Origin of the sequence: Phenylobacterium sp. (assembly GCF_030693405.1) — a bacterium.
Classification (GTDB): Bacteria; Pseudomonadota; Alphaproteobacteria; order Caulobacterales; family Caulobacteraceae; genus Phenylobacterium.
Map to the genome: position 1 here is coordinate 128733 of NZ_JAUYAW010000010.1, position 18943 is coordinate 147675.

Here is an 18943-nt window from a genome sequence, read left to right on the forward strand (position 1 = left end):
GGACGGCATGATGCAGATCAAGACCCTTCCGGCGCCCCGCCGCCTCGCCCCCGCCCTGGCCATCCTGATGGCCGGCCTGCTCGGGCTCGCCGCCTGCAGCGAAGAGGCGCCGCGGGAGACCGCCGAACAGCAGGCCCGGGCGGTCACCGTCGTACCGGTCGGCTCGCAGCCGATCACCGGCTCGGTTTCGGCCTCCGGTCCCCTGGTTCCCCGGGAGGAGGCCGCCGTCAGCGCCGAGATCGCCGGCTACCGGGTAGCCCGGGTCCTGGTGGAGCCCGGCGCCTATGTGCGCGCCGGCCAGACGCTGGCGGTCCTCGACGGCGCCCTCCTCCAATCGCAGCTCCTGCAGCAGGAGGCCGCGCTCGCCCAGGCCGAGGTCCAGGCCGAGCAGGCCGAAAGTCAGGCCGCCCGGGTCGAGGGCCTCGAGGGCCAAGGCGTCCTGTCCAACGAACAGATCGAACAGCGGCAATTCCAGGCCCGCACCGCCCGGGCTCAGGTCCGCGCCCAGGCCGCGGGTCTCGCCGACCTGCGGGCCCGCCAGTCAAGGCTGTCGGTCAGCGCCCCGGTCTCAGGCCTGGTGCTGGCGCGCAATGTCCGCCCCGGCGATCAGTCGGGCGCCGGCTCGACGCCCTGGTTTGTCATCGCCCGTGACGGGCTGATCGAGCTGCAGGCCGAGGTTTCCGAAGCTGATCTCGCCCGCATCCGCCAGGGCCAGTCGGTGCAGGTGACCCTGCAGAACGGCGAGACGGTGCTGGGCAAGGTCCGGCTGGTCAGCCCGCAGGTGAGCGCCCAGACCCAGCTGGGGACGGTGTGGATCAGCCTGCCTGCCCGGCCGTCGATCCGCGCCGGGGGCTTCGCCAGCGCCGCCTTCGAGGGCGGCGGCGGTTCCTCTCTGACCGTGCCGGAAACCGCCGTGCGCTATGACGGCGACGGCGCCAGCGTCATGGTGGTCGGCGAGGACACCCGCGTGAAGCGGGTGGCCGTCTCCACCGGCGCCCGCGGCGGCGGCCTTGTGGAGCTGGTCCGCGGTCCTGCGGCCGGATCCCTGGTGGTCGAGAGCGCCGGCTCATTCCTGCTGGAGAATGATCTCGTCCGGCCCGTCCGCAAGGGCGCCGAAGGCGCGCCCGCCGCGCCGGCGCCGAAGGCCAAGACCGAGCCCGCGAAATGAGCGCCGACCGCCCCTTAGGCCTCTCCACCTGGGCCATCCGCAACCCGGTCCCGGTGGCGGTGCTGTTCATCGCCCTGACCCTGGCGGGGCTGATTTCCTATGGGAATCTGCCGGTCAAGCTGTTCCCCAACGTCCAGTTTCCCGCGGTCTCGGTCACCGTCACCCAGAGCGGCGCCGCGCCTGGCGAGATGGAGACCCAGATCACCCGGCCGGTGGAGGACGCCCTGGCGGGCATCCCCAACGTCAAGAACATCTATTCCACCGTCACCCAGGGGGTCTCGGTCACCAGCGTCGAATTCGAGCTGGGCGAGGACCTGCAAAAGGCCACCGACGACGTCCGCTCGCGCATCGACCAGACCCGCGCCGTCCTGCCCCGGGAGATCGACGAGCCGACGGTCCAGCGGATCGAGCTCGATTCCCAGCCGATCATGACCTATGCGGTCGCCGCCCCGAACATGTCGGACGTGGAGCTGTCGTGGTTCGTGGACGACACCCTGGGCCGGGCCCTGCAGGCCCGCGAGGGTGTCGCCCAGGTGGCCCGGGTGGGCGGGGTGACCCGCGAGATCAATGTGGTCCTGGACCCCGACCGGCTGGCCGCCCGCGGCCTGACCGCGGTGCAGGTCAACAACGCCCTGCGCAGCTTCGACCTGGATGCGCCTGGCGGTCGGGTGGCCATCGGCGGCCAGGAGCAGAACCTGCGGGTGCTGGGCGCCGTGAGCAGCGTCGAGGCCCTGCGCGACCTGACCATCCCCACAGGCCAGGGGGGCTATGTCCGCCTGTCGGATATCGCCGATGTGGGCGATGGCGCGTCCGAGCCCCGGGGCTTCGCCCGCCTGAACGGCCAGCCGGTGGTCGGCTTCATGGTCATGAAGACCCGGGATTCCAGCGACGTGACCGTCGAGGATGGGGTCCTTGCGGCCCTGGCCGAGCTGGAGACCCAGCACGAGGGCGTCTCCTTCACCAAGATCTTCTCGTCGGTGGACGAGACCCGCGCCAGCTTCCACGCGACCCAGAACGTGCTGCTGGAAGGCATGGGGCTCGCGGCCCTGGTGGTCTTCGTCTTCCTGCGCAACTGGCGCTCCACGGCCATCGCCGCGGTGGCCATGCCGCTGTCGCTGATCCCGACCTTCTTCGTGATGGACCTGCTGGGCTTCTCGCTCAACATCGTCACCCTCCTGGGTCTCACCCTGGTGATCGGCATCCTGGTCGATGACGCCATCGTCGAGGTGGAGAATATTGAGAAACGGATCATCGCCGGAATGCGGCCCTTCCAGGCCGCGCTTGAGGGCGCGGACGCCATCGGCCTGGCCGTGGTGGCGACGACCGCCTCCATCGTGGTGGTGTTCACGCCCGTCTCCTTCATGGGCGGCATGGCCGGGCAATTCTTCCGGGAGTTCGGCATCACCGTGTCGGTGGCCGTCATCTTCTCCCTGCTGGTGGCGCGCCTGCTGACGCCGCTGATGGCGGCCTATCTGCTCAAGCCGGCCACAGCGCCCCATCCGCGCAAACCGTTCAAGGGCCTCTATCGCGACACGCTCGAATGGGCGCTGGATCACCGGATCATCGCCAGCATCGCCGGCGGGGTCATGTTCATCGCCTCCCTGGCGCTGATCCCGCTCCTGCCCCAGGGCTTCCAGCCGGCCGGCGACCCCGACTACCTCTATGTGAACGTCCAGGGTCCGCCCGGGGCGACCGCCGAGCACATGGAAGGGGTGGTCCGCGACATCACCGCCACCTTCGCCGACCGGCCCGAGGTGACCAACGTCTTCGCCCAGATCGGCTCCACTGTGGTGGCGCAGGGGCCGGGCGGCGGCGGGGGCGGCGGCAGCGACCTGCGCAGCGGCACGGTCACCGTGCTGCTTCAGGAGGGCCGCGACCTGACCGGCGCAGAGATCCGCCGGGAAATGCGCGAGGCCCTGCGGGAGATTCCCGACGCCCGGGTGACCTTCCTCGACGGCCAGGGCCAGGCGGGACTTCAGATCGTCCTGACCAGCGAAAACCCTGAGGCCCTTCGCGAGACCGCCCTGGAGCTGGAGCGGCAGATGCGCGAGGTGCCAGAGATCGCCGAACCCCGGCCCTCGGTTCCGCCCACGGGGCCTGAGCTGATCATCCGGCCCCGCCCCGCCGAGGCCGCCCGCCTGGGCGTCAGCGCCGAGCAGATCGCCACCGTGGCCCGGGTCGCCACCGTCGGCGACATCGACGCCAATGTGGCCAAGATGACCATCAATGAGCGGCGTCTGCCGATCCGCCTGCGCCTGCCGGTGGAGGCCCGGACCGACCTTGAGGCGATCCGCTCCCTGCGCATCCCCACCGCGACCGGCGGCGTGACCACCCTGGGCGCCGTGGCCGATGTGGAGTTTCAGGCCGGCCCCGCCCGGATCGAGCGTCTCAACCGCAGCCGCCAGCTCACCGTCCAGGCCGAGCTGAACGGGGTGGAGCTGGGCGAGGCCAACCAGAAGGTCCAGGCCCTGCCGATCATGCGGAACCTGCCTGACGGCGTGGCGCCGGCCGAGACCGGCGAGCTGGAGGCCATGCAGGAGCTGTTCGGCGCCATGGGCCTGGCGATCTTCGCCGGGGTCTCGATGATCTTCGCCGTGCTGGTCCTGCTGTTCCGCAGCTTCTTCAAGCCGCTGGTCATCCTGTCGGCCCTGCCGCTGGCGGTGGGCGGCGCCTTCCTCGGCCTGCTGGCCTTCCAGCTCTCCCTGTCGATCCCTTCGATGATCGGCTTCCTGATGTTGCTCGGCCTGGCGGCCAAGAACTCCATCCTGCTGGTGGAGTACGCCATCGAGCGCGAGCGGGAAGGGATGCCCCAGCGCGAGGCGCTGATCGACGCCTGCCGCGAGCGGGCCAGGCCCATCGTCATGACCACCGTGGCCATGGCCGCAGGGATGTTGCCCACGGCGCTCGCCCTGGAGAAAGGCGCGGAGTTCCGTCAGCCCATGGCGGTCGCCGTGATCGGCGGGCTTATCACCTCGACCATCCTGTCCCTGGTGCTGGTGCCGGTGGTCTATGAGTTCGTCGACGACTTCGAGCGCTGGCTGAAGCCGCGCCTGGCCCGCTTCATCACCCCGCGGGAGGCCCCTGGCCCCGCCGTGCCGGAGGACAGGCTCTAGAGCTCGCCGCGCAGGACCTGGGCGAACTGTTCAGGATCGACATTGCCGCCGGACAGGATCAGGCCCACGGCCCTCTTGCCGGCGACATCGATCTTGCCGGCCAGCAGGGCGGCCAGGGCGGCGACGCCGCCGGGCTCCACCACCAGCTTCAGGGTGGAAAAGGCGTAGCGCATGGCCTCGGTGATCTCGCGATCGCTGACCACGGCCACATCGGCTACGGTCTTCTGCATGATCGGAAAGGTCAGTTCTCCCGGGAAGGGCGACTCCAGCGAGTCGCACAGGGAGCGGCCGGTGGGCTTGAACACTTGGCGCTCGCCGGCCTGCAGGGACTTCAGCGTGTCATCGAAGCCTGCCGGCTCCACCCCGACCATGGCGGTCTGTGGACTTAAGCCCTTGATCGCTGTGGCCAGACCGGCCAGCAGGCCCCCGCCGCTGATCGGAGCGGCCACCAGATCAAGGGACGCTCCGGCGGCCTTCGCCTGATCGACCATCTCCAGACCCACCGTGCCTTGGCCCGCGATGATGTGGCGATCATCGAAGGCCGGCACGACGACGGAACCCCGCTGTGCGGCGATCTCTGCGGCGATGGCCTCGCGGCTGTCGGTCAGCCGGTCGTAGAACCGCACCTCGGCGCCATAGCCCTGGGTGGCGTCGACCTTCACCTTGGGCGCGTCGCTCGGCATGACGATCAGGGCCGGAATCCCCAGCAGCCGGGCGGCGAGCGCGACCCCTTGCGCATGGTTGCCCGAGGAGAAGGCCACCACGCCCCGTGTCCGTTCGTCGGCCGATAGCTGAACCAGCCGGTTATAGGCCCCGCGGAACTTGAAGGCGCCCACCCGCTGCAGGGTCTCGGCCTTCAGCAGGACCCGAACACCCGCCCGCTCGTTCAGGGCGGGGCTTTCGATCAGCGGCGTCTCGAGGGCGTGGCCGCGGATGCGGCCGGCGGCGGCCTGAATGTCGGCAAGCGTTACGCTCATTTGGCGAACACCATGCCGTCGTCGGCGAAGGCCTTGAACTCCAGCGCATTGCCCGAGGGATCAAGGAAGAACAAGGTCGCCTGCTCCCCGGGCTGGCCCTTGAAGCGCACCTGCGGGGGGATGATGAACTGTGTGCCGGCCGCCTCCAGCCGATCGGCCAGGGCCCGCCAGGCCTCCAGGGTCAGGATGACGCCAAAGTGGCGGACGGGCACGTCTTCCCCGTCCACGGCGCTGGTCTGTCGATGGCCGACCTCATCGGGCGCCAGATGAGCGACGATCTGGTGGCCATGGAAGTCGAAGTCGATCCAGTCGGGGCTGGAGCGACCCTCTGGGCAGCCCAGCAGCTCACCGTAGAAGGCGCGGGCCTCGGCCAGGTCACGGACGGGGAAGGCGAGGTGGAAGCGGGGTCGGGTCATGGATTCTGATTAGCTCGCGACTGCCGCCCGCGCGACGGTTTTAAGCGGCGCCGGCCCGTGCTTATCTGTCGTCGACCCATAGCGGTGGGTTGGGGGCGAATCACAATGCGTAAGCTTGCTGCGGCGGCCGGGGCGGCCTTGGTCCTGGCTGGGATGGGCGCTGGCGAGGCGACGGCGGCCGAACTTCTGGTCGGCGCCTACGCCCACGATGTCACCTTCATCGGCGACGCGATCGGATCAGGCGCGCCTGGCCGCGAGGAGGGCATCGACCTGCATCTTGGCCTTCGCACAGAGCCCATCGACTATCTGTTCGGCGGTCCTCAGCTGCACGCGTTTGTTTCCCTCAACAGCGAGGGCACGAGCAATTTCGTCGCCGCCGGAGTCTCCTGGCCCATCGGCCTGACCGAGCGCCTGTACGTCCGTCCGGGCCTGGGCCTGGCCTATACCGACGGTGAGGCGGGCCTGCCGCCGGTCAATGCGCCAAACCTGACGCCGGCCGAGATCGAACGGCGGCTGGAGCTCTACAACACCCGCATCGACTTCGGGTCCCAGCTGCTGTTCCAGCCGGAATTGTCGGTGGGCTATGCGTTCACCGATCAGTTCGCCGCCGAACTGTCCTGGGTTCACATCTCCAACGCCCAGATTTTCCACCAGGGAAAGAACCAGGGCCTTGACGCCGCGGGCGTGCGGCTGATTTACAGCTTCTGACCGGCCCCCGCCTTCGCGGCGTCTGAACGCCGGTTCCACAATCGATCACATCCTCTCGCCGAGCCCTGTCGAAGGGCGGGACGGATCCGCCCGGCAGGCGGAAGGATCGTATCTCAATGGCCAATGTGACGGTGATCGGCGCCCAGTGGGGCGACGAGGGCAAGGGCAAGGTCATCGACTGGCTGGCCAACCGCGCCGACGTGGTGGTTCGCTTCCAGGGCGGCAACAACGCCGGCCACACCATCGTGGTGGGAAACAAGACCTACAAGCTGTCGCTGCTCCCCTCGGGCGTGATCCAGGGCAAGCTGTCGATCATCGGCAATGGGGTCGTGGTCGATCCCTGGTCCCTGCTGGACGAGATCACCCGCGCCCAGGGGCAGGGTCTGGGCATCAATCCCGACAACCTGATCCTGGCGGAGAACGCCACCCTGGTCCTGCCCCTGCACCGGGACCTGGATGGCGCCCGCGAGGCCCGGGCCGGGGCCGGCAAGATCGGCACCACCGGCCGCGGCATTGGTCCGGCCTATGAGGACAAGGTGGGGCGCCGCGCCATCCGCTTCGCCGACCTGGCCGATCCCGAGGCCCTGGAGGTCAAGATCGAGCGCCTGCTCGCCCACCACGGCGCTCTGCGCGCCGGGCTTGGCCTGCCTGAGGCCCGCCCCGACGAAATCCTCGCCCAGCTGCAGGAGCTGGCCCCGAAGATCCTGCCCTATGTGAAGCCCGCCTGGCGCATCCTCGGCGACGCCATCAAGGCGGGACAGCGGGTCCTGTTCGAAGGCGCCCAGGCGACCCTGCTGGACGTGGACCACGGCACCTACCCCTATGTGACCTCGTCCAACACCGTGGCCGGTCAGGCGGCCGCTGGCGCCGGCGTCGGCCCCACGGCTGGCGGCTATGTGCTGGGCATCCTCAAGGCCTACACCACCCGGGTGGGCGAGGGCCCCTTCCCCACGGAGCTGAACGACGAGACCGGCCGCCTGCTGGGCGAGCGGGGCCATGAGTTCGGCACGGTCACCGGGCGGCCTCGCCGCTGCGGCTGGTTCGATGCGGTGCTGGTGCGCCAGTCCATCGCCGTCGGCGGGGTGCAGGGGGCGGTGCTGACCAAGCTCGACATCCTTGACGGCTTCGAGACCCTCAAGGTCTGTGTCGGCTACCGCCTGCGCGGCGAGACCATCGACTACCTGCCGGCCGGTCTGCGGGACCAGGCCGCCATTGAGCCCATCTATGAAGAGATGGAGGGGTGGAGCGAGAGCACCCGCGGCGCCCGCTCCTGGAAGGATCTGCCGGCCAATGCGATCAAGTATGTGCGGCGGATCGAGGAGCTGATCGGCGCGCCGGCGGTGCTGCTGTCCACCAGTCCCGACCGGGACGACATCATCATGATGCTGGACCCGTTTCAGGGATAATCGGGGGGTGCGACGTAAGCGCTTCTTTACGGGCTGATGGCAGGGTGGCCCCATAGGGGAGCCCATCTGTGTTCAATGATGACCGCAAGCTGATCGACCGAATGGCGCCCGCATTGCAGCGGGTGCTGATCATTGATCCGTCCCCGGCTGGCGGACGCATGCTGGCTGATCTCATGCGTAGTCTGACCCACTGTCAGGTCTGGGTGGCGCCCTCGGCCGGCAAGGCCATGGAGTTGATCAAGGGGGCAGACCCGCAGATCATCTTCATCGAGCACGCCGAGCGCGGCGGCGTCGACGGCATCGAATTCACCCGCCGCCTGCGCCGCAGCGAGGCGACCTGCCGCCAGGCGCCGGTGGTCATGATCCTGACCCAGCCCACCGCAGCCGCGGTTCTCGGCGCGCGGGACGCCGGCGTCCACGAATTCCTGCGCAAGCCCTTCACCACCGCCGACCTGCTCAAGCGGCTTGAGGCGGTGACCCTGCGGCCCCGGGACTGGGTCGAGGCGGTGACCTATGTCGGTCCCGACCGCCGGCGGTTCAATTCTGGCGACTATCAGGGCGCCCTCAAGCGCCGCTCTGACTCCCGGGCGACGCCGGAGCGCAGCCGCATCCTGCAGGCGGTGAAGATCCTCAAGTCCGCCGCCGGAGCCCTGCAGAGCGATCCGGCCCAGGCTCTGCGAGCCATGAAGGCGCAGGGCGCCGATCTTCAGTCGGTGGCGGTCAAGACCGGCGACATGAAGCTGGCTGCGGCGGCGGCCGACTTCCACCGTTACCTGGCCACCGTCGTGGACCCGCGACGACTGGACCCGACCGAGATCGCCTTTCATGTGGCGGCTCTGTCGGCCTTTGCCCCGGCCGAGGACGGCCCGCGCAAGCGCGTGGCCTGAACCGGCGCTCTATTTCAGGGCGTTGAGATAGGTCGAGAGGTCGAAATAGTCGCGCCAGACCTTGATCTGACCCTTCTCCATCTCGAAGACGCCGCAGCAGGGCAGATCGACGGGCTTGCCGCCGACCATGGTGCGGTCGAGCCGCTCGGCCACCACCCGGTCGCCCTCCGCCATCAGGGTCAGGACCTCCCAGTCGGTGGAGGTCCAGTCTTTGACAAAGGCGCCGATGAAGCCGGCGATGGCCTCGCGGCCATGGACCGGCCCGGTCGGCATGTTGTGGTAGCAGCCGTCTTCGCAGAAATAGCTCGCCAGCTCAGCCGGATCGCGGCGGGACCAGGCGGCGATGAAATTGGCGATGATCTCGGCATTGACCTGGGCCATGGACGTCTCCCCCTGCGTTCTCTTGAACTTTGGGGGAGGGTCCATGGCCCGGCTGTTTTGGGCAAGCCCGATCAGGCGTTGACCAGGTTCCGGTCTTCGGCGGCGGCCTGCATGGTCTTCTGAAGCTTCTCGAAGGCGCGGACCTCGATCTGACGGACGCGCTCGCGGCTGACGCCGTACTGGCCGGCCAGTTCCTCGAGCGTCGTCGGATCGTCCTTCAGCCGCCGCTCGGTCAGAATGTGACGTTCACGGTCGGAAAGCTCGGCCATGGCCTCCTGAAGGAGACCCATGCGCAGACCGCGCTCCTCGTTGTCGGCGACCACCGTCTCCTGGCTGGGGGCGGCGTCGTCGGCCAGCCAGTCCTGCCACTCGCTCTCGGAGTCCGAACGCAGGGGCGCGTTGAGCGAGGCGTCCGGGCCCGACAGGCGCCGGTTCATGGAGATGACCTCTTCGTCCAGCACGCCGAGCTTGGTGGCGATCTGACGGACCTGGTCGGGGTGCATGTCGCCTTCCTCGAAGGCGCTGATCTGGCTCTTGGCCTTGCGGAGGTTGAAGAACAGCTTCTTCTGCGCCGCCGTCGTGCCCATCTTCACCAGGGACCAGGACCGCAAGATGTACTCCTGGATCGAGGCGCGGATCCACCACATGGCGTAGGTGGCCAGGCGGAAGCCCCGGTCGGGATCGAACTTCTTGACCGCCTGCATCAGGCCGACATTGCCCTCGGAGATCACCTCACCGATGGGCAGGCCATAGCCGCGGTAGCCCATGGCGATCTTGGCCACCAGACGCAGGTGGCTGGTCACCAGCCGATGGGCGGCCTCGGGGTCTTCGTGCTCCTGCCAGCGCTTGGCGAGCATGAATTCCTCGTCCTTGGCCAGCATCGGAAATTTGCGAATATCGCTGAGATACCGGCTCAGGCCGCCTTCCGGCGACATGACGGCAAGCGTTTGCGCGGCCATGACTATCCCCTCTTGATGTGTGGACTGCCGGGCCGCTGCGCAGGTGTGCGCCAGGTCCCCCCACCCCTCGACCCTTCAGATAGGTATCGGGTTGTCGGAGCGGAAGGCCGCCGGGGAGGGCGGCTGGAAAGTCCCACTTGTGAACTCAGGTATTTGTACCCCGCGATCTGGGCGCAAGCAAGGCGCGGCCCCTCGTTGGGACCCGCCGAAAATCTCAGAGGGCGCCCAGCAGAGCTTCAAGCTGCGCCATGTCGGCGGGCAGCGGGGCCTCGAACCTCAGGGGCTCGCCGGTGATCGGATGGATGAAGCCCAGAACCTGGGCGTGCAGGGCCTGGCGGGTCAGGCCCGCCTCGGCCATGGCCGCACGCACGGCCGGCGCCGGGCTGCCGGAGCCATAGACGGCGTCGCCCAGGCAGGGCGCGCCCTTTGACGCCATGTGGACGCGGATCTGGTGGGTGCGTCCAGTCTCCAGCCGGCACCGCACCCGCGCCGCGGTCGGGCGGTCGGAGGGGCCGAACAGGGCTGTGGTCTCATAGTGGGTGATCGCCTCGCGTCCCCCGGACTTCAGCACGGCCATCTTCTTGCGGTCATGGGCTGAGCGGCCTAGCAGGGACTGCACCGTGCCCTTGCGCGGCTTGGGCGCGCCCCGGGTCAGGGCCACATAGGCCCGGTCGATATCGTGGCGAAAGAACAGGGCCGACAGACCCTGGTGGGCGGCGTCGGTCTTGGCGCAGACCAGGACGCCGGAGGTGTCCTTGTCGATCCGGTGGACGATCCCTGGCCGGGCCACCCCGCCGATCCCCGACAGGCTGGCGCCGCAGTGGTGCAGCAGGGCGTTGACCAGGGTGCGATCGGGCGAGCCCGGGGCGGGATGGACAGCCATGCCTGGAGGCTTGTCGACCACGATCAGGTGGCTGTCCTCAAACAGCACCTTCAGGGGAATATCCTGCGGCTCCGGCTCGGCGGCGATGACCGGGGGCACCAGGATCTCATAGGCGCCGGGCTGGGCCTTGGCCGAGCCGTCCCGGACGACCTCGCCGTTCCAGCTCACTGCGCCGGCGGCCAGCAGGGCCTGGATGCGGGCCCGGGACAGGTCCTCGGCGAGGGCCGCCAGGGTCTTGTCCAGGCGCCCGCCGGCGGCCTCGGCGGCGACCTGCAGCACAAGCAGGTCGCCGTCGTCTTCCGTCTCGAGGATCGTCACACGCGTCGGAGCGCTGGGGTCAGAGCCCATGCTTGTCGGCGGCGCCTTCTTCATGGCCCATGATGGAGCCGTCCTTGAACAGGTACTCCCGCAGCTGGCCGTCGAACTGCTCATCATTGCGGCGGATCCATTCCAGGACCATGGCCGCGTGCTCCATTTCCTCCTTGGCGTTGTGCAGGAGGATGGCTTTCAGCTCCGGGTCGTCGCAATCGTCGGCCCGCTGGCGGTACAAGTCCACCGCCTCCAGCTCCTCCATCAGCGAGGCGATCGCATAGTGGAGCTGGAGCGTCTTGGGGCTAAGCTTTTCCCGGGGGACGTGAAGGCTCTCGCTGGCCATAGGCATCATGCTCCTGTCGCAAAGGCCTTCTATTGCACGCGCTCGACCAAGGCGCGAGTTGGGGACAGTCAGAATGAAGATCGATCGCCGTCGGGCTCTGGCCCTTCTCGGATTCGGCGCCGCCGCGCCGCTCACCGCGCGCGCCCAGACGCCCTTTAGCGGTCCGGTGGCCTTCGAGCACGGCGTGGCCTCGGGTGATCCCCTGGCTGATGCGGTCATCCTGTGGACCCGGATCACGCCAAAGGCCGAGGGCGCCGGGCAGATCGCCTATGCCTGGCGGATGAACCCGGTGGACCGCCGGGCCGGCGGCGCCAAGTCCGGAACCGGCGTCACCGGACCCGAGCAGGACTACACGGTGAAGGTCGATGTCGCCGGGCTCGATCCGGCGCGGGCCTACACCTTCGAATTCGAGGCCAACGGGGTCACCTCGCCCATGGGCCGCACGCGCACCCTGCCGGTGGGCGAGACCCGCGAACTGGTCCTGGCTGTGGCCTCGTGCTCCCTCTATCCCAATGGCTATTTCAACGCCTATCAGGCCATCGCCGACCTGCCCCAGCTCGACGCGGTGGTCCATCTGGGCGACTACATCTACGAATATGGGGGCGAGGGGTCTTACGGCATGACCTCGGCCGTGGCCGGCGAGCGGCCGCATGACCCGCCCCATGAGATTGTGACCCTCCAGGACTACCGGACCCGTCACGCCCAGTACAAGACCGATCCCTCGCTGCAGGCCGCCCATGCGCGTGCGCCGTGGATTGTCACCTGGGACGATCACGAGACGACGAACAACTCCTGGATGGATGGGGCCGAAAACCATCAGCCCGAGACCGAGGGCGACTGGGCGACCCGCAAGGCCAATGCGCTGAAGGCCTATTTCGAGTGGATGCCGATCCGTAACCCGGCGCCCGGTGCGGCCATGACCGCCATCAACCGCAGTTTCCATTTCGGCGACCTGGCCAGCCTGATCATGCTGGAAACCCGGATCGGCGGCCGCGACCTGCAACTGGACTACGCCACGGACCTGCCGATCGTGGACGGCCAGGCCGACGTGGCCGCCTTCCGCCAGCGTCTGAACGACCCGGATCGTCGCATGATGGGCGCCGAGCAGGAGGCCTGGCTCGCCGGTGAACTGGCCAGCTCGGTCCAGTCGGGCCGGAAGTGGCAGGTGCTGGGCAACGCCGTGGTCATGGCGCGGGTCATGATGCCTGCCGCGCGCAAGACCATGGGCGATGAGGCCTTCGCCCAGGCGATCGCCAGCCTGCCGCCGGGGATTGGCGTCCTGGTCGAGCGTTGGGAGCGGCTGGCCGCCCTTGGTCTGCCCTACGGGCTGGACATGTGGGACGGATATCCGGTCGCCCGAGAGCGTCTGTACGACGCCATTGCGGCCGCGAACGCCCGGGTGGTGGTGGTGTCCGGCGACAGCCACGCCTTCTGGGCCAACGAGCTTTACGATGATGACGCCCAGCTGCGGGCGGTGGAGTTCGGCACGACCGGGATCACCAGCCCCGGCGCCGGCGACTATCTGACGGGCGTCGAGGTGGGCGAGCTGTTCGCCGCGGCCTCCAACGAGGTGGTCTTCTCGGAGCAGGCGGCCAAGGGCTTCATCCTGCTGACCCTGACGCCTGAGGCGGTGAAGAGCGAGCTGATGACCGTCTCCACCATCGTCGCCAAGGACTATGAGATCGCGGTGCGCAAGACCTTCACCGTGACGGCGCAGGAGTCGGGGGTCTCGCCGCTCAAGGCGCTCTGAGACCCTCTAGTCAGGGCGTTCGACCAGGCGGCCGTCCTCGACCACCCGGTAGAAGCACGAGCGAAAGCCCACATGGCAGGCGCCGCCGTCGCCCTGGGGCAGGACCTTGATCCAGACGCAGTCCTGGTCGCAGTCGATCCGGGTCTCCACCACCTGCTGCACCTGGCCGCTGGTCTCGCCCTTGAGCCACAGGGCGCTGCGGGAGCGGCTGTAATAGTGGGCCTGGCCGGTGGACAGCGTCAGGGCCAGGGCCTCGGCGTTCATCCAGGCGAACATCAGCACCTCGCCGGTCTCGGCGTGGGTGGCGACAGCGGCGATCAGGCCATTTGTGTCGAAGCGCGGGGCGATGGCCGCGCCGCGCTCCAGGGCGTGCTTGTCAGAAGCGGTGGGAAATTGAACGGACATGGGCAAACTATAGCCCTCCTTCCAGGGCAGGGGGAGATGTCGCAGCGCAGCTTGCGCCGCCAAGGGAGTCGAATCGCCATGAGCCTCAGCCGCCGCGCCCTCCTGTCCGCCATTGCCCTGGCCGCGCCCGCGCCAGCCCTTGCTCAATGGCCCTTCGGCCTTGGCCGGCGGGCGAGCCGGGCGCCACGGGAGGGGCGAGCCGACTATGCGGGACAGCCCCTGCGCCAGCAGCTGGGCGACTGGCAGTTTGATCAGATCCGCACGGCGGTCTCCTCGCGCCTGCAGCCGGTGATCCGCGACGCCATCGAAGAGCGTTTCCTCAGCAGGGTCGCGGCGATGCCAGGCGTCGAGGCCGCCACGGCGGCCCTGGCCGAACCGGGTGGCGCGGTCTGGACGCAAGGCTGGACCCGCGATGGGACGCCGCCGCCGGCGCAGTTCGCCTGGAACGGGCTGGAGCGAGCCTATGTCGCCACCGCCGCGACGCAGATGGTGGAGACTGGCGTCCTGACCCTCGAGGCGCCGATCACCCCCTGGGCGCCGGACCGGCCCAACGCCGCCTGGATCACCCTGGAGGACCTGCTGGCCCACACCAGCGGCCTGCCGTCAGCCGATGGGTCTGAACCGCAGCCTGCGCGCTTCCAGCCCGGGGCGGCGATGGAACTGTCCCCGGCCAATGACGCGGTCCTGGCCCAGATCCTCACCACCGTGGATGCCGCCCCCCTGGCCGACATCCTGAACCGGCGGATCGCCGAGCGGCGCGACCTGCGGGAGACCGCGTTCGCGGCGAGCGACCCGGTGACCGTCTCGGCCTCAGCCCTGGACGTGGTGCGGTTCTGGCGCGACCTGCTGGGCGAGCGCCTGCATGGGGCGCAGGCCACCCGTCGGCGATTCTACCGGCTGCACCCCCTGGCCGAGGGGCTGACCGACTATGCCGGCCTAGGCGTGAGGGTTCGTGACCTTCCGGCCGCCCAGGACGCTGCGGCCGACACCTGGCTCTATGCCGGGGAGGCCGACGCCTGCCTCGTGGCCTATTCCATGACGAGCCGGGCCACGGTGGCGATCGCCCTGAAAGGCGAGGGGGAGCCCGACGCCCTCGCGCGAAGCCTGCTCGACCTCGTGCGCGCCTAAGCTCGGGCGGTGAGCCTCAAGGACCAGATCAAGCGCCGGGTCGAGACCTTTGACGCCTGGGCCAGGCCCTGGACGCTGGGCGCGCCCTGGCGGGCCGGCGCCTATGAATTCCTGCTGTTTGGCCTGAAGCAGGCCTGGGCCTGCCTGTTCGCCGGAACCATGCTGGCCCTGCTGGTGGCCACCAGCTTCTGGTGGCCGCAGGACGCAGTCCTCGCCCGCTATGATTTTCTGGTGCTGGCGGCGGTGGGCCTGCAGGTCTTCCTGCTTGCCACCGGCCTGGAGCGGCCCCGGGAGGCCCTGGTCATCGCCATCTTCCATCTGGTCGGCACGGCCATGGAGATCTTCAAGACCGCCCACGGCTCCTGGACCTATCCGGAGGAGAGCCTGCTTAGGATCGGCGGCGTGCCGCTGTTTTCGGGCTTCATGTACGCCTGCGTCGGCTCGTTCATGGCCCGGATCATCCGGCTGATGGACATCCGGTTTGCGAACTACCCGCCGGCCTGGGCGCCCTGGATCCTGGCGGTGCTGGCCTATGCCAACTTCTTCACCCACCACTACATGCCGGACATCCGGTTGGGGCTGTTCGCTTTCTCGGTCCTGATCTTCGCCCGCACCTGGGTGGTTTATCGCCCTGACGTGCGCGACCGGCGCATGCCCCTGCTGGCGGCGGCGATCCTGACGGCCTTCTTCATCTGGATCGCCGAGAACCTCGGGACCTACGCCTCGGCCTGGGTCTATCCCGACCAGGCTGACGGCTGGACGCCGGTCAGCCTGGCCAAGATGGGCTCCTGGTACCTGCTGATGATGCTCAGCTTCGTCCTGGTGACCCTGGTCCATCCGCCGCGGCGGGCAGAACGCTCAAGCTAGCGCTTGTTGACGAAGTCCAGGAAGCGCTGGCGCAGGCTGTTGTCGGTCTTGAAGACGCCGGTGAACTGGGTGGTGATGGTGCTGACGTGGCGGTGGTGGACCCCGCGGGTGGTCATGCACTGGTGCTGGGCGTCGATCAGCACCGCCACGCCGGCCGGGCGCAGGCTGTCGGTGATGGCGTCGGCGATCTGCTGGGTCATGGTCTCCTGGGTCTGGAGACGCTTGGCGTAGATTTCCACCACCCGGGCCAGCTTGGAGATGCCGACGACGCGGTTGGTGGGCATGTAGGCCACATAGGCCTTGCCCAGGAAGGGCGCCATGTGGTGCTCGCAGTGGCTTTCCACCTCGATCTCGCGCAGCATGACGATGTCGTCATAGCCCTGCACGTCCTCGAAGGTCCGCGACAGCTCCTTGGCCGGATCGGCGCCATAGCCCTCAAACCAGTCGGCATAGGCGTCCACCACCCGCTTGGGCGTGTCGATCACCCCTTCCCGGCGCGGGTCGTCGCCGGCCCAGGCGATCAGGGTGCGAACAGCCGCCATGGCCTCTTCGCGGGTGGGGCGGGCGATGGGCTCAAGGCCGGCCGGACCGTTCAGGTTCAAGTCGCGTGTGGGAGCGTCCATGGTCTGATGAGGCTTTCTCTGGTGCTGAGTTGCGCCGGGTCCAAGAACCCGGAAGGGGCGCGCGCCACCGATTTACGGGGGAAGACGGCGCGCGGACGCGCCCCCTGTCTTCCGGCCCGGGCGATCTGTATATGGTGGCCCATCCCGGGCGGGCAACCGTTCCCTAGCGTCAGTATGGTCTATGTCCCTTAGCCTCTATGACACCATGGCCCGCCAGAAGCGGCCCTTCGTCCCCGTCGATCCCCAGCGGGTGACGATGTATGTCTGTGGCCCGACGGTCTATAACTACGCCCACATCGGCAACGCCCGGCCGGTGGTGGTCTTCGACGTGCTGTTCCGCCTGCTGCGCCATACCTATGGCGACGACGCGGTGCTCTACGCCGCCAACGTCACCGACGTGGACGACAAGATCAACGCCAAGGCCCAGGCCGAGGGCGTCGAGATCGACGTCATCACCCAGCGCTATCTCGACATCTATAATCGCGACATGGCGACCCTGGGCGCCCTGGCCCCCACCTTCCAGCCCCGCGCGACCCAGACTATGGACGCGATCATCGAGATGATCGGCCGCCTGGTGGACAAGGGCGCGGCCTATGCCGCCGAGGGCCATGTGCTGTTCAGCACGGAGTCCTATCCCGACTATGGCCAGCTCTCGGGCCGCAGCCTGGAGGACATGGTCGCCGGCGCCCGGGTCGATGTGGCGCCCTATAAGCGCAACCCCGCCGACTTCGTCCTCTGGAAGCCTTCCAAGGCCGGCGAGCCGGTGTGGGACAGCCCCTGGGGGCCTGGGCGTCCCGGCTGGCACATCGAATGCTCGGCCATGATCGAGCAGACGCTCGGCCTGCCCATCGACATTCACGGGGGCGGCAACGACCTGATCTTCCCCCACCATGAGAACGAGCTGGCCCAGGGGGTGTGCGCCGCCCACGGCTGCGAGTCCGGCCACGGGGCCGACTATGCCCGCTACTGGATGCACAACGGCTTCCTGAACTTCGGTTCGGAGAAGATGTCCAAGAGTCTGGGCAATGTGGTCCTGGTCCATGACCTGGTGAAACAGACGCCTGGCGAAGCGGTCCGCTGGGCCCTGCTGGTGGGCCACTATCGCGCGCCGCTAGAGTGGTCTGGCGAGATGCTGGAGCAGGCGCGCAAGTCCCTGGACCGGCTCTATGGCGCCCTGCGCCGGGCGGCCGACGTCACCCCGACCACTACGGCGCCGGGGGCGAAGTTCCTGGCGGCCCTGGAGGATGACCTCAACACCGCCCAGGCCATGGCCGAGCTGTTTGTCCTGGCCTCGGTGATCGAGACTGGGGATGAGGCGGCCCGCGCCCAGGCGAAGGGCGAACTGCTGGCGTCCGGCGCCCTGCTGGGTTTCTTGCAGGCCGATCCCGAGACCTGGTTCCAGGGCGGGGCCGATCCTGAGCTGAAGGCCAGGGTCGAGACCCTGATCGCCGATCGGATCGCCGCGCGGACCGCCAAGGATTGGCCACGGGCCGATGCGATACGCGATGAGCTGAACGCGCTGAACGTGGTGGTGATGGATTCTGCCGAGGGCGCCACCTGGCGGCTGAAGGAGCCGAGCTGATGATGGGCATGAACCGCAACACCAATCCCCTGGCCGCCAGCCAGCTGTCGCCCTCCTTCATGCCGGGCTTCGGGTTTGGCAAGCGCAAGGGTGGGGCGGGCCCCAAGGGGCTGAAGGTAGAGCATCGGATCGGCGTCCAGGCGCCGCCGGAGACCCTCTGGACCCTGATCGCCGATCTCCAGGCCTGGCCGGAGTGGAATCCGATCTACACCCGGGCGTCCGGCGTCCTGTCCATCGGCGCGCCCCTGGAGCTGACCCTGGCCCTGCCCGAACAGGCCCCGCGGCACATCGAGCCGGTGGTGGTGGACTGGGTGCCCCACGAGCAGCTGCACTGGCGCACCAGCGTGGCCAGCGGCTTCGGCACAGCGATCCGCTATATCGAGATCGATCAGGTGGCCGACCACGCCTGCATCGTCTCCAATGGCGAGCTGTTCCAGGGCCTGCTGGGGCCAGCCGCCGCCAAGCGGGTGCAGCGCCCGTTGAAGAAGGGCTTCGCCGCCATGGGCGAGGCGCTGAAGGCCAGGGCCGAGGCCGCCTGGCGCGGCCGGGCCTGAACCCCCAGATCAGGCCCATGATCGACGACCTCTATTCCGCGCGGCTCCTCAAGCTCGCCGCCAACATGCCCCGGGCCGGCCGGCTGGCGCAGCCGCAGGGCACGTCGGAGAAGGTCGCCAAGCTCTGCGGCAGCCGGGTGGTGGTGGACGTCGTCCTCGACGGCGACCGGGTCGCCGACTTCGCTCAGGACGTGAAGGCCTGCGCGCTGGGCCAGGCCGCCGCCGCCGTGCTGGGGACCCATGTGGTCGGCGCCTCCCTGTCGGAGATCGAGATGGCCCGGGACGCCTTCCGTGCTATGTTGAAGGACGGCGCAGACGCGCCGGTCGGACGTTTTTCGGATCTCTCCATGCTTGCGCCGGTGAAGGACTATCCCGCCCGCCACGCCTCCACGCTTCTGGCGTTCGAGGCGACGGTCGATGCTGTCCATCAGGCCCTGGCGCGAACTAGTCCCGCCGGCGCGGCTTGATTTGACCGCCCCCG

Annotated in this window: 19 protein-coding genes; 11 read left to right on the forward strand and 8 right to left on the reverse strand. The window is 68.7% G+C overall.

Going from position 1 to position 18943, the window contains the following annotated elements:
- The first annotated feature begins 7 nt into the window (after positions 1 to 7).
- Entirely contained in the window at positions 8 to 1168 is a 1161-nt protein-coding gene (locus Q8N19_RS01995) for an efflux RND transporter periplasmic adaptor subunit (RefSeq protein WP_305587964.1), read from the forward strand.
- Positions 1165 to 4281 carry an efflux RND transporter permease subunit gene (locus Q8N19_RS02000; RefSeq protein WP_305587965.1) on the forward strand — a complete coding sequence of 1039 codons (3117 nt, stop codon included), beginning with the start codon at positions 1165 to 1167 and terminating at the stop codon, positions 4279 to 4281. The genes Q8N19_RS01995 and Q8N19_RS02000 overlap by 4 nt, the downstream gene beginning before the upstream one ends.
- Here the strand turns inward: Q8N19_RS02000 and Q8N19_RS02005 are convergent.
- The gene (locus Q8N19_RS02005) at positions 4278 to 5258 is read right to left on the reverse strand and encodes a threonine/serine dehydratase (RefSeq protein WP_305587966.1); all 981 of its coding nucleotides are present in this window, start codon (positions 5256 to 5258) and stop codon (positions 4278 to 4280) included. The genes Q8N19_RS02000 and Q8N19_RS02005 overlap by 4 nt on opposite strands.
- Positions 5255 to 5674 carry a VOC family protein gene (locus tag Q8N19_RS02010; RefSeq protein WP_305587967.1) on the reverse strand — a complete coding sequence of 140 codons (420 nt, stop codon included), beginning with the start codon at positions 5672 to 5674 and terminating at the stop codon, positions 5255 to 5257. Before Q8N19_RS02010 ends, Q8N19_RS02005 begins: the two co-directional genes overlap by 4 nt.
- A 105-nt stretch (positions 5675 to 5779) precedes the next feature.
- Between Q8N19_RS02010 and Q8N19_RS02015 the strand changes: the two genes are divergently transcribed.
- From Q8N19_RS02015 to Q8N19_RS02025, 3 genes are all read left to right on the forward strand, one after another.
- The gene (locus Q8N19_RS02015; protein ID WP_305587968.1) at positions 5780 to 6382 is read left to right on the forward strand and encodes an acyloxyacyl hydrolase; all 603 of its coding nucleotides are present in this window, start codon (positions 5780 to 5782) and stop codon (positions 6380 to 6382) included.
- Positions 6383 to 6498: 116 nt separating this feature from the next.
- Positions 6499 to 7788, forward strand: a complete 1290-nt coding sequence (locus Q8N19_RS02020; RefSeq protein WP_371133769.1) for an adenylosuccinate synthase — start codon at positions 6499 to 6501, stop codon at positions 7786 to 7788.
- 68 nt (positions 7789 to 7856) lie between these two features.
- Entirely contained in the window at positions 7857 to 8675 is an 819-nt protein-coding gene (locus Q8N19_RS02025; RefSeq protein ID WP_305587969.1) for a PleD family two-component system response regulator, read from the forward strand.
- 9 nt (positions 8676 to 8684) lie between these two features.
- On the opposite strand, the gene Q8N19_RS02030 is transcribed toward Q8N19_RS02025, so the two are convergent.
- The 4 genes from Q8N19_RS02030 to Q8N19_RS02045 form a co-directional block, all read right to left on the reverse strand.
- Positions 8685 to 9056 carry a nuclear transport factor 2 family protein gene (locus tag Q8N19_RS02030; protein WP_305587970.1) on the reverse strand — a complete coding sequence of 124 codons (372 nt, stop codon included), beginning with the start codon at positions 9054 to 9056 and terminating at the stop codon, positions 8685 to 8687.
- A 71-nt stretch (positions 9057 to 9127) separates the two neighbouring features.
- Positions 9128 to 10015 carry an RNA polymerase sigma factor RpoH gene (gene rpoH, locus Q8N19_RS02035; RefSeq protein WP_305587971.1) on the reverse strand — a complete coding sequence of 296 codons (888 nt, stop codon included), beginning with the start codon at positions 10013 to 10015 and terminating at the stop codon, positions 9128 to 9130.
- A 214-nt stretch (positions 10016 to 10229) separates the two neighbouring features.
- Positions 10230 to 11246 carry an RluA family pseudouridine synthase gene (locus Q8N19_RS02040; protein ID WP_305587972.1) on the reverse strand — a complete coding sequence of 339 codons (1017 nt, stop codon included), beginning with the start codon at positions 11244 to 11246 and terminating at the stop codon, positions 10230 to 10232.
- On the reverse strand, positions 11236 to 11553 hold the full coding sequence (locus tag Q8N19_RS02045) for a ferritin family protein (protein WP_305587973.1): 318 nt from the start codon (positions 11551 to 11553) through the stop codon (positions 11236 to 11238). Before Q8N19_RS02045 ends, Q8N19_RS02040 begins: the two co-directional genes overlap by 11 nt.
- A 73-nt stretch (positions 11554 to 11626) precedes the next feature.
- On the opposite strand from Q8N19_RS02045, the gene Q8N19_RS02050 reads away from it, so the two are divergent.
- Positions 11627 to 13303: an alkaline phosphatase gene (locus Q8N19_RS02050; protein ID WP_305587974.1), complete on the forward strand. Its 1677-nt coding sequence runs from the start codon at positions 11627 to 11629 to the stop codon at positions 13301 to 13303.
- Between the two features lie 6 nt (positions 13304 to 13309).
- On the opposite strand, the gene hisI is transcribed toward Q8N19_RS02050, so the two are convergent.
- Entirely contained in the window at positions 13310 to 13708 is a 399-nt protein-coding gene (hisI, locus tag Q8N19_RS02055; protein ID WP_305587975.1) for a phosphoribosyl-AMP cyclohydrolase, read from the reverse strand.
- A 78-nt stretch (positions 13709 to 13786) separates the two neighbouring features.
- Between hisI and Q8N19_RS02060 the strand changes: the two genes are divergently transcribed.
- Entirely contained in the window at positions 13787 to 14836 is a 1050-nt protein-coding gene (locus Q8N19_RS02060; RefSeq protein ID WP_305587976.1) for a serine hydrolase domain-containing protein, read from the forward strand.
- A 9-nt stretch (positions 14837 to 14845) separates the two neighbouring features.
- Positions 14846 to 15703 (forward strand): DUF817 domain-containing protein, encoded by an 858-nt coding sequence (locus Q8N19_RS02065; protein WP_305587977.1) that lies wholly within the window; start codon positions 14846 to 14848, stop codon positions 15701 to 15703.
- On the opposite strand, the gene folE is transcribed toward Q8N19_RS02065, so the two are convergent.
- Positions 15700 to 16326, reverse strand: a complete 627-nt coding sequence (gene folE / locus Q8N19_RS02070) for a GTP cyclohydrolase I FolE (protein WP_293320906.1) — start codon at positions 16324 to 16326, stop codon at positions 15700 to 15702. The two genes, Q8N19_RS02065 and folE, sit on opposite strands and share 4 nt — an antisense overlap.
- A 181-nt stretch (positions 16327 to 16507) precedes the next feature.
- Here folE and cysS point away from each other — a divergent pair, with 181 nt between their 5' ends.
- Genes cysS through Q8N19_RS02085 form a run of 3 tightly spaced genes read left to right on the forward strand, consistent with a single transcriptional unit; the run spans position 16508 to position 18929 of the window.
- Entirely contained in the window at positions 16508 to 17908 is a 1401-nt protein-coding gene (cysS, locus tag Q8N19_RS02075) for a cysteine--tRNA ligase (protein WP_305587978.1), read from the forward strand.
- On the forward strand, positions 17908 to 18462 hold the full coding sequence (locus Q8N19_RS02080) for an SRPBCC domain-containing protein (protein ID WP_305587979.1): 555 nt from the start codon (positions 17908 to 17910) through the stop codon (positions 18460 to 18462). The genes cysS and Q8N19_RS02080 overlap by 1 nt, the downstream gene beginning before the upstream one ends.
- A gap of 17 nt (positions 18463 to 18479) precedes the next feature.
- A complete protein-coding gene (locus Q8N19_RS02085; protein WP_293320900.1) occupies positions 18480 to 18929 on the forward strand; it encodes an iron-sulfur cluster assembly scaffold protein in 450 nt (149 codons plus the stop codon).
- Positions 18930 to 18943 lie beyond the last annotated feature (14 nt).

Excerpts from the sequence above, each read along its gene's own strand:
- Q8N19_RS01995 (WP_305587964.1), top strand. The coding sequence starts at position 8 with ATGATGCAGATCAAGACCCTTCCGGCGCCCCGCCGCCTCGCCCCCGCC.
- Q8N19_RS02000 (WP_305587965.1), top strand. The coding sequence starts at position 1,165 with ATGAGCGCCGACCGCCCCTTAGGCCTCTCCACCTGGGCCATCCGCAAC.
- Q8N19_RS02005 (WP_305587966.1), bottom strand. The coding sequence starts at position 5,258 with ATGAGCGTAACGCTTGCCGACATTCAGGCCGCCGCCGGCCGCATCCGC.
- Q8N19_RS02010 (WP_305587967.1), bottom strand. The coding sequence starts at position 5,674 with ATGACCCGACCCCGCTTCCACCTCGCCTTCCCCGTCCGTGACCTGGCC.
- Q8N19_RS02015 (WP_305587968.1), top strand. The coding sequence starts at position 5,780 with ATGCGTAAGCTTGCTGCGGCGGCCGGGGCGGCCTTGGTCCTGGCTGGG.
- Q8N19_RS02020 (WP_371133769.1), top strand. The coding sequence starts at position 6,499 with ATGGCCAATGTGACGGTGATCGGCGCCCAGTGGGGCGACGAGGGCAAG.
- Q8N19_RS02030 (WP_305587970.1), bottom strand. The coding sequence starts at position 9,056 with ATGGCCCAGGTCAATGCCGAGATCATCGCCAATTTCATCGCCGCCTGG.
- rpoH (WP_305587971.1), bottom strand. The coding sequence starts at position 10,015 with ATGGCCGCGCAAACGCTTGCCGTCATGTCGCCGGAAGGCGGCCTGAGC.
- Q8N19_RS02040 (WP_305587972.1), bottom strand. The coding sequence starts at position 11,246 with ATGGGCTCTGACCCCAGCGCTCCGACGCGTGTGACGATCCTCGAGACG.
- Q8N19_RS02045 (WP_305587973.1), bottom strand. The coding sequence starts at position 11,553 with ATGGCCAGCGAGAGCCTTCACGTCCCCCGGGAAAAGCTTAGCCCCAAG.
- Q8N19_RS02050 (WP_305587974.1), top strand. The coding sequence starts at position 11,627 with ATGAAGATCGATCGCCGTCGGGCTCTGGCCCTTCTCGGATTCGGCGCC.
- hisI (WP_305587975.1), bottom strand. The coding sequence starts at position 13,708 with ATGTCCGTTCAATTTCCCACCGCTTCTGACAAGCACGCCCTGGAGCGC.
- Q8N19_RS02060 (WP_305587976.1), top strand. The coding sequence starts at position 13,787 with ATGAGCCTCAGCCGCCGCGCCCTCCTGTCCGCCATTGCCCTGGCCGCG.
- folE (WP_293320906.1), bottom strand. The coding sequence starts at position 16,326 with ATGGACGCTCCCACACGCGACTTGAACCTGAACGGTCCGGCCGGCCTT.
- cysS (WP_305587978.1), top strand. The coding sequence starts at position 16,508 with ATGTCCCTTAGCCTCTATGACACCATGGCCCGCCAGAAGCGGCCCTTC.
- Q8N19_RS02080 (WP_305587979.1), top strand. The coding sequence starts at position 17,908 with ATGATGGGCATGAACCGCAACACCAATCCCCTGGCCGCCAGCCAGCTG.
- Q8N19_RS02085 (WP_293320900.1), top strand. The coding sequence starts at position 18,480 with ATGATCGACGACCTCTATTCCGCGCGGCTCCTCAAGCTCGCCGCCAAC.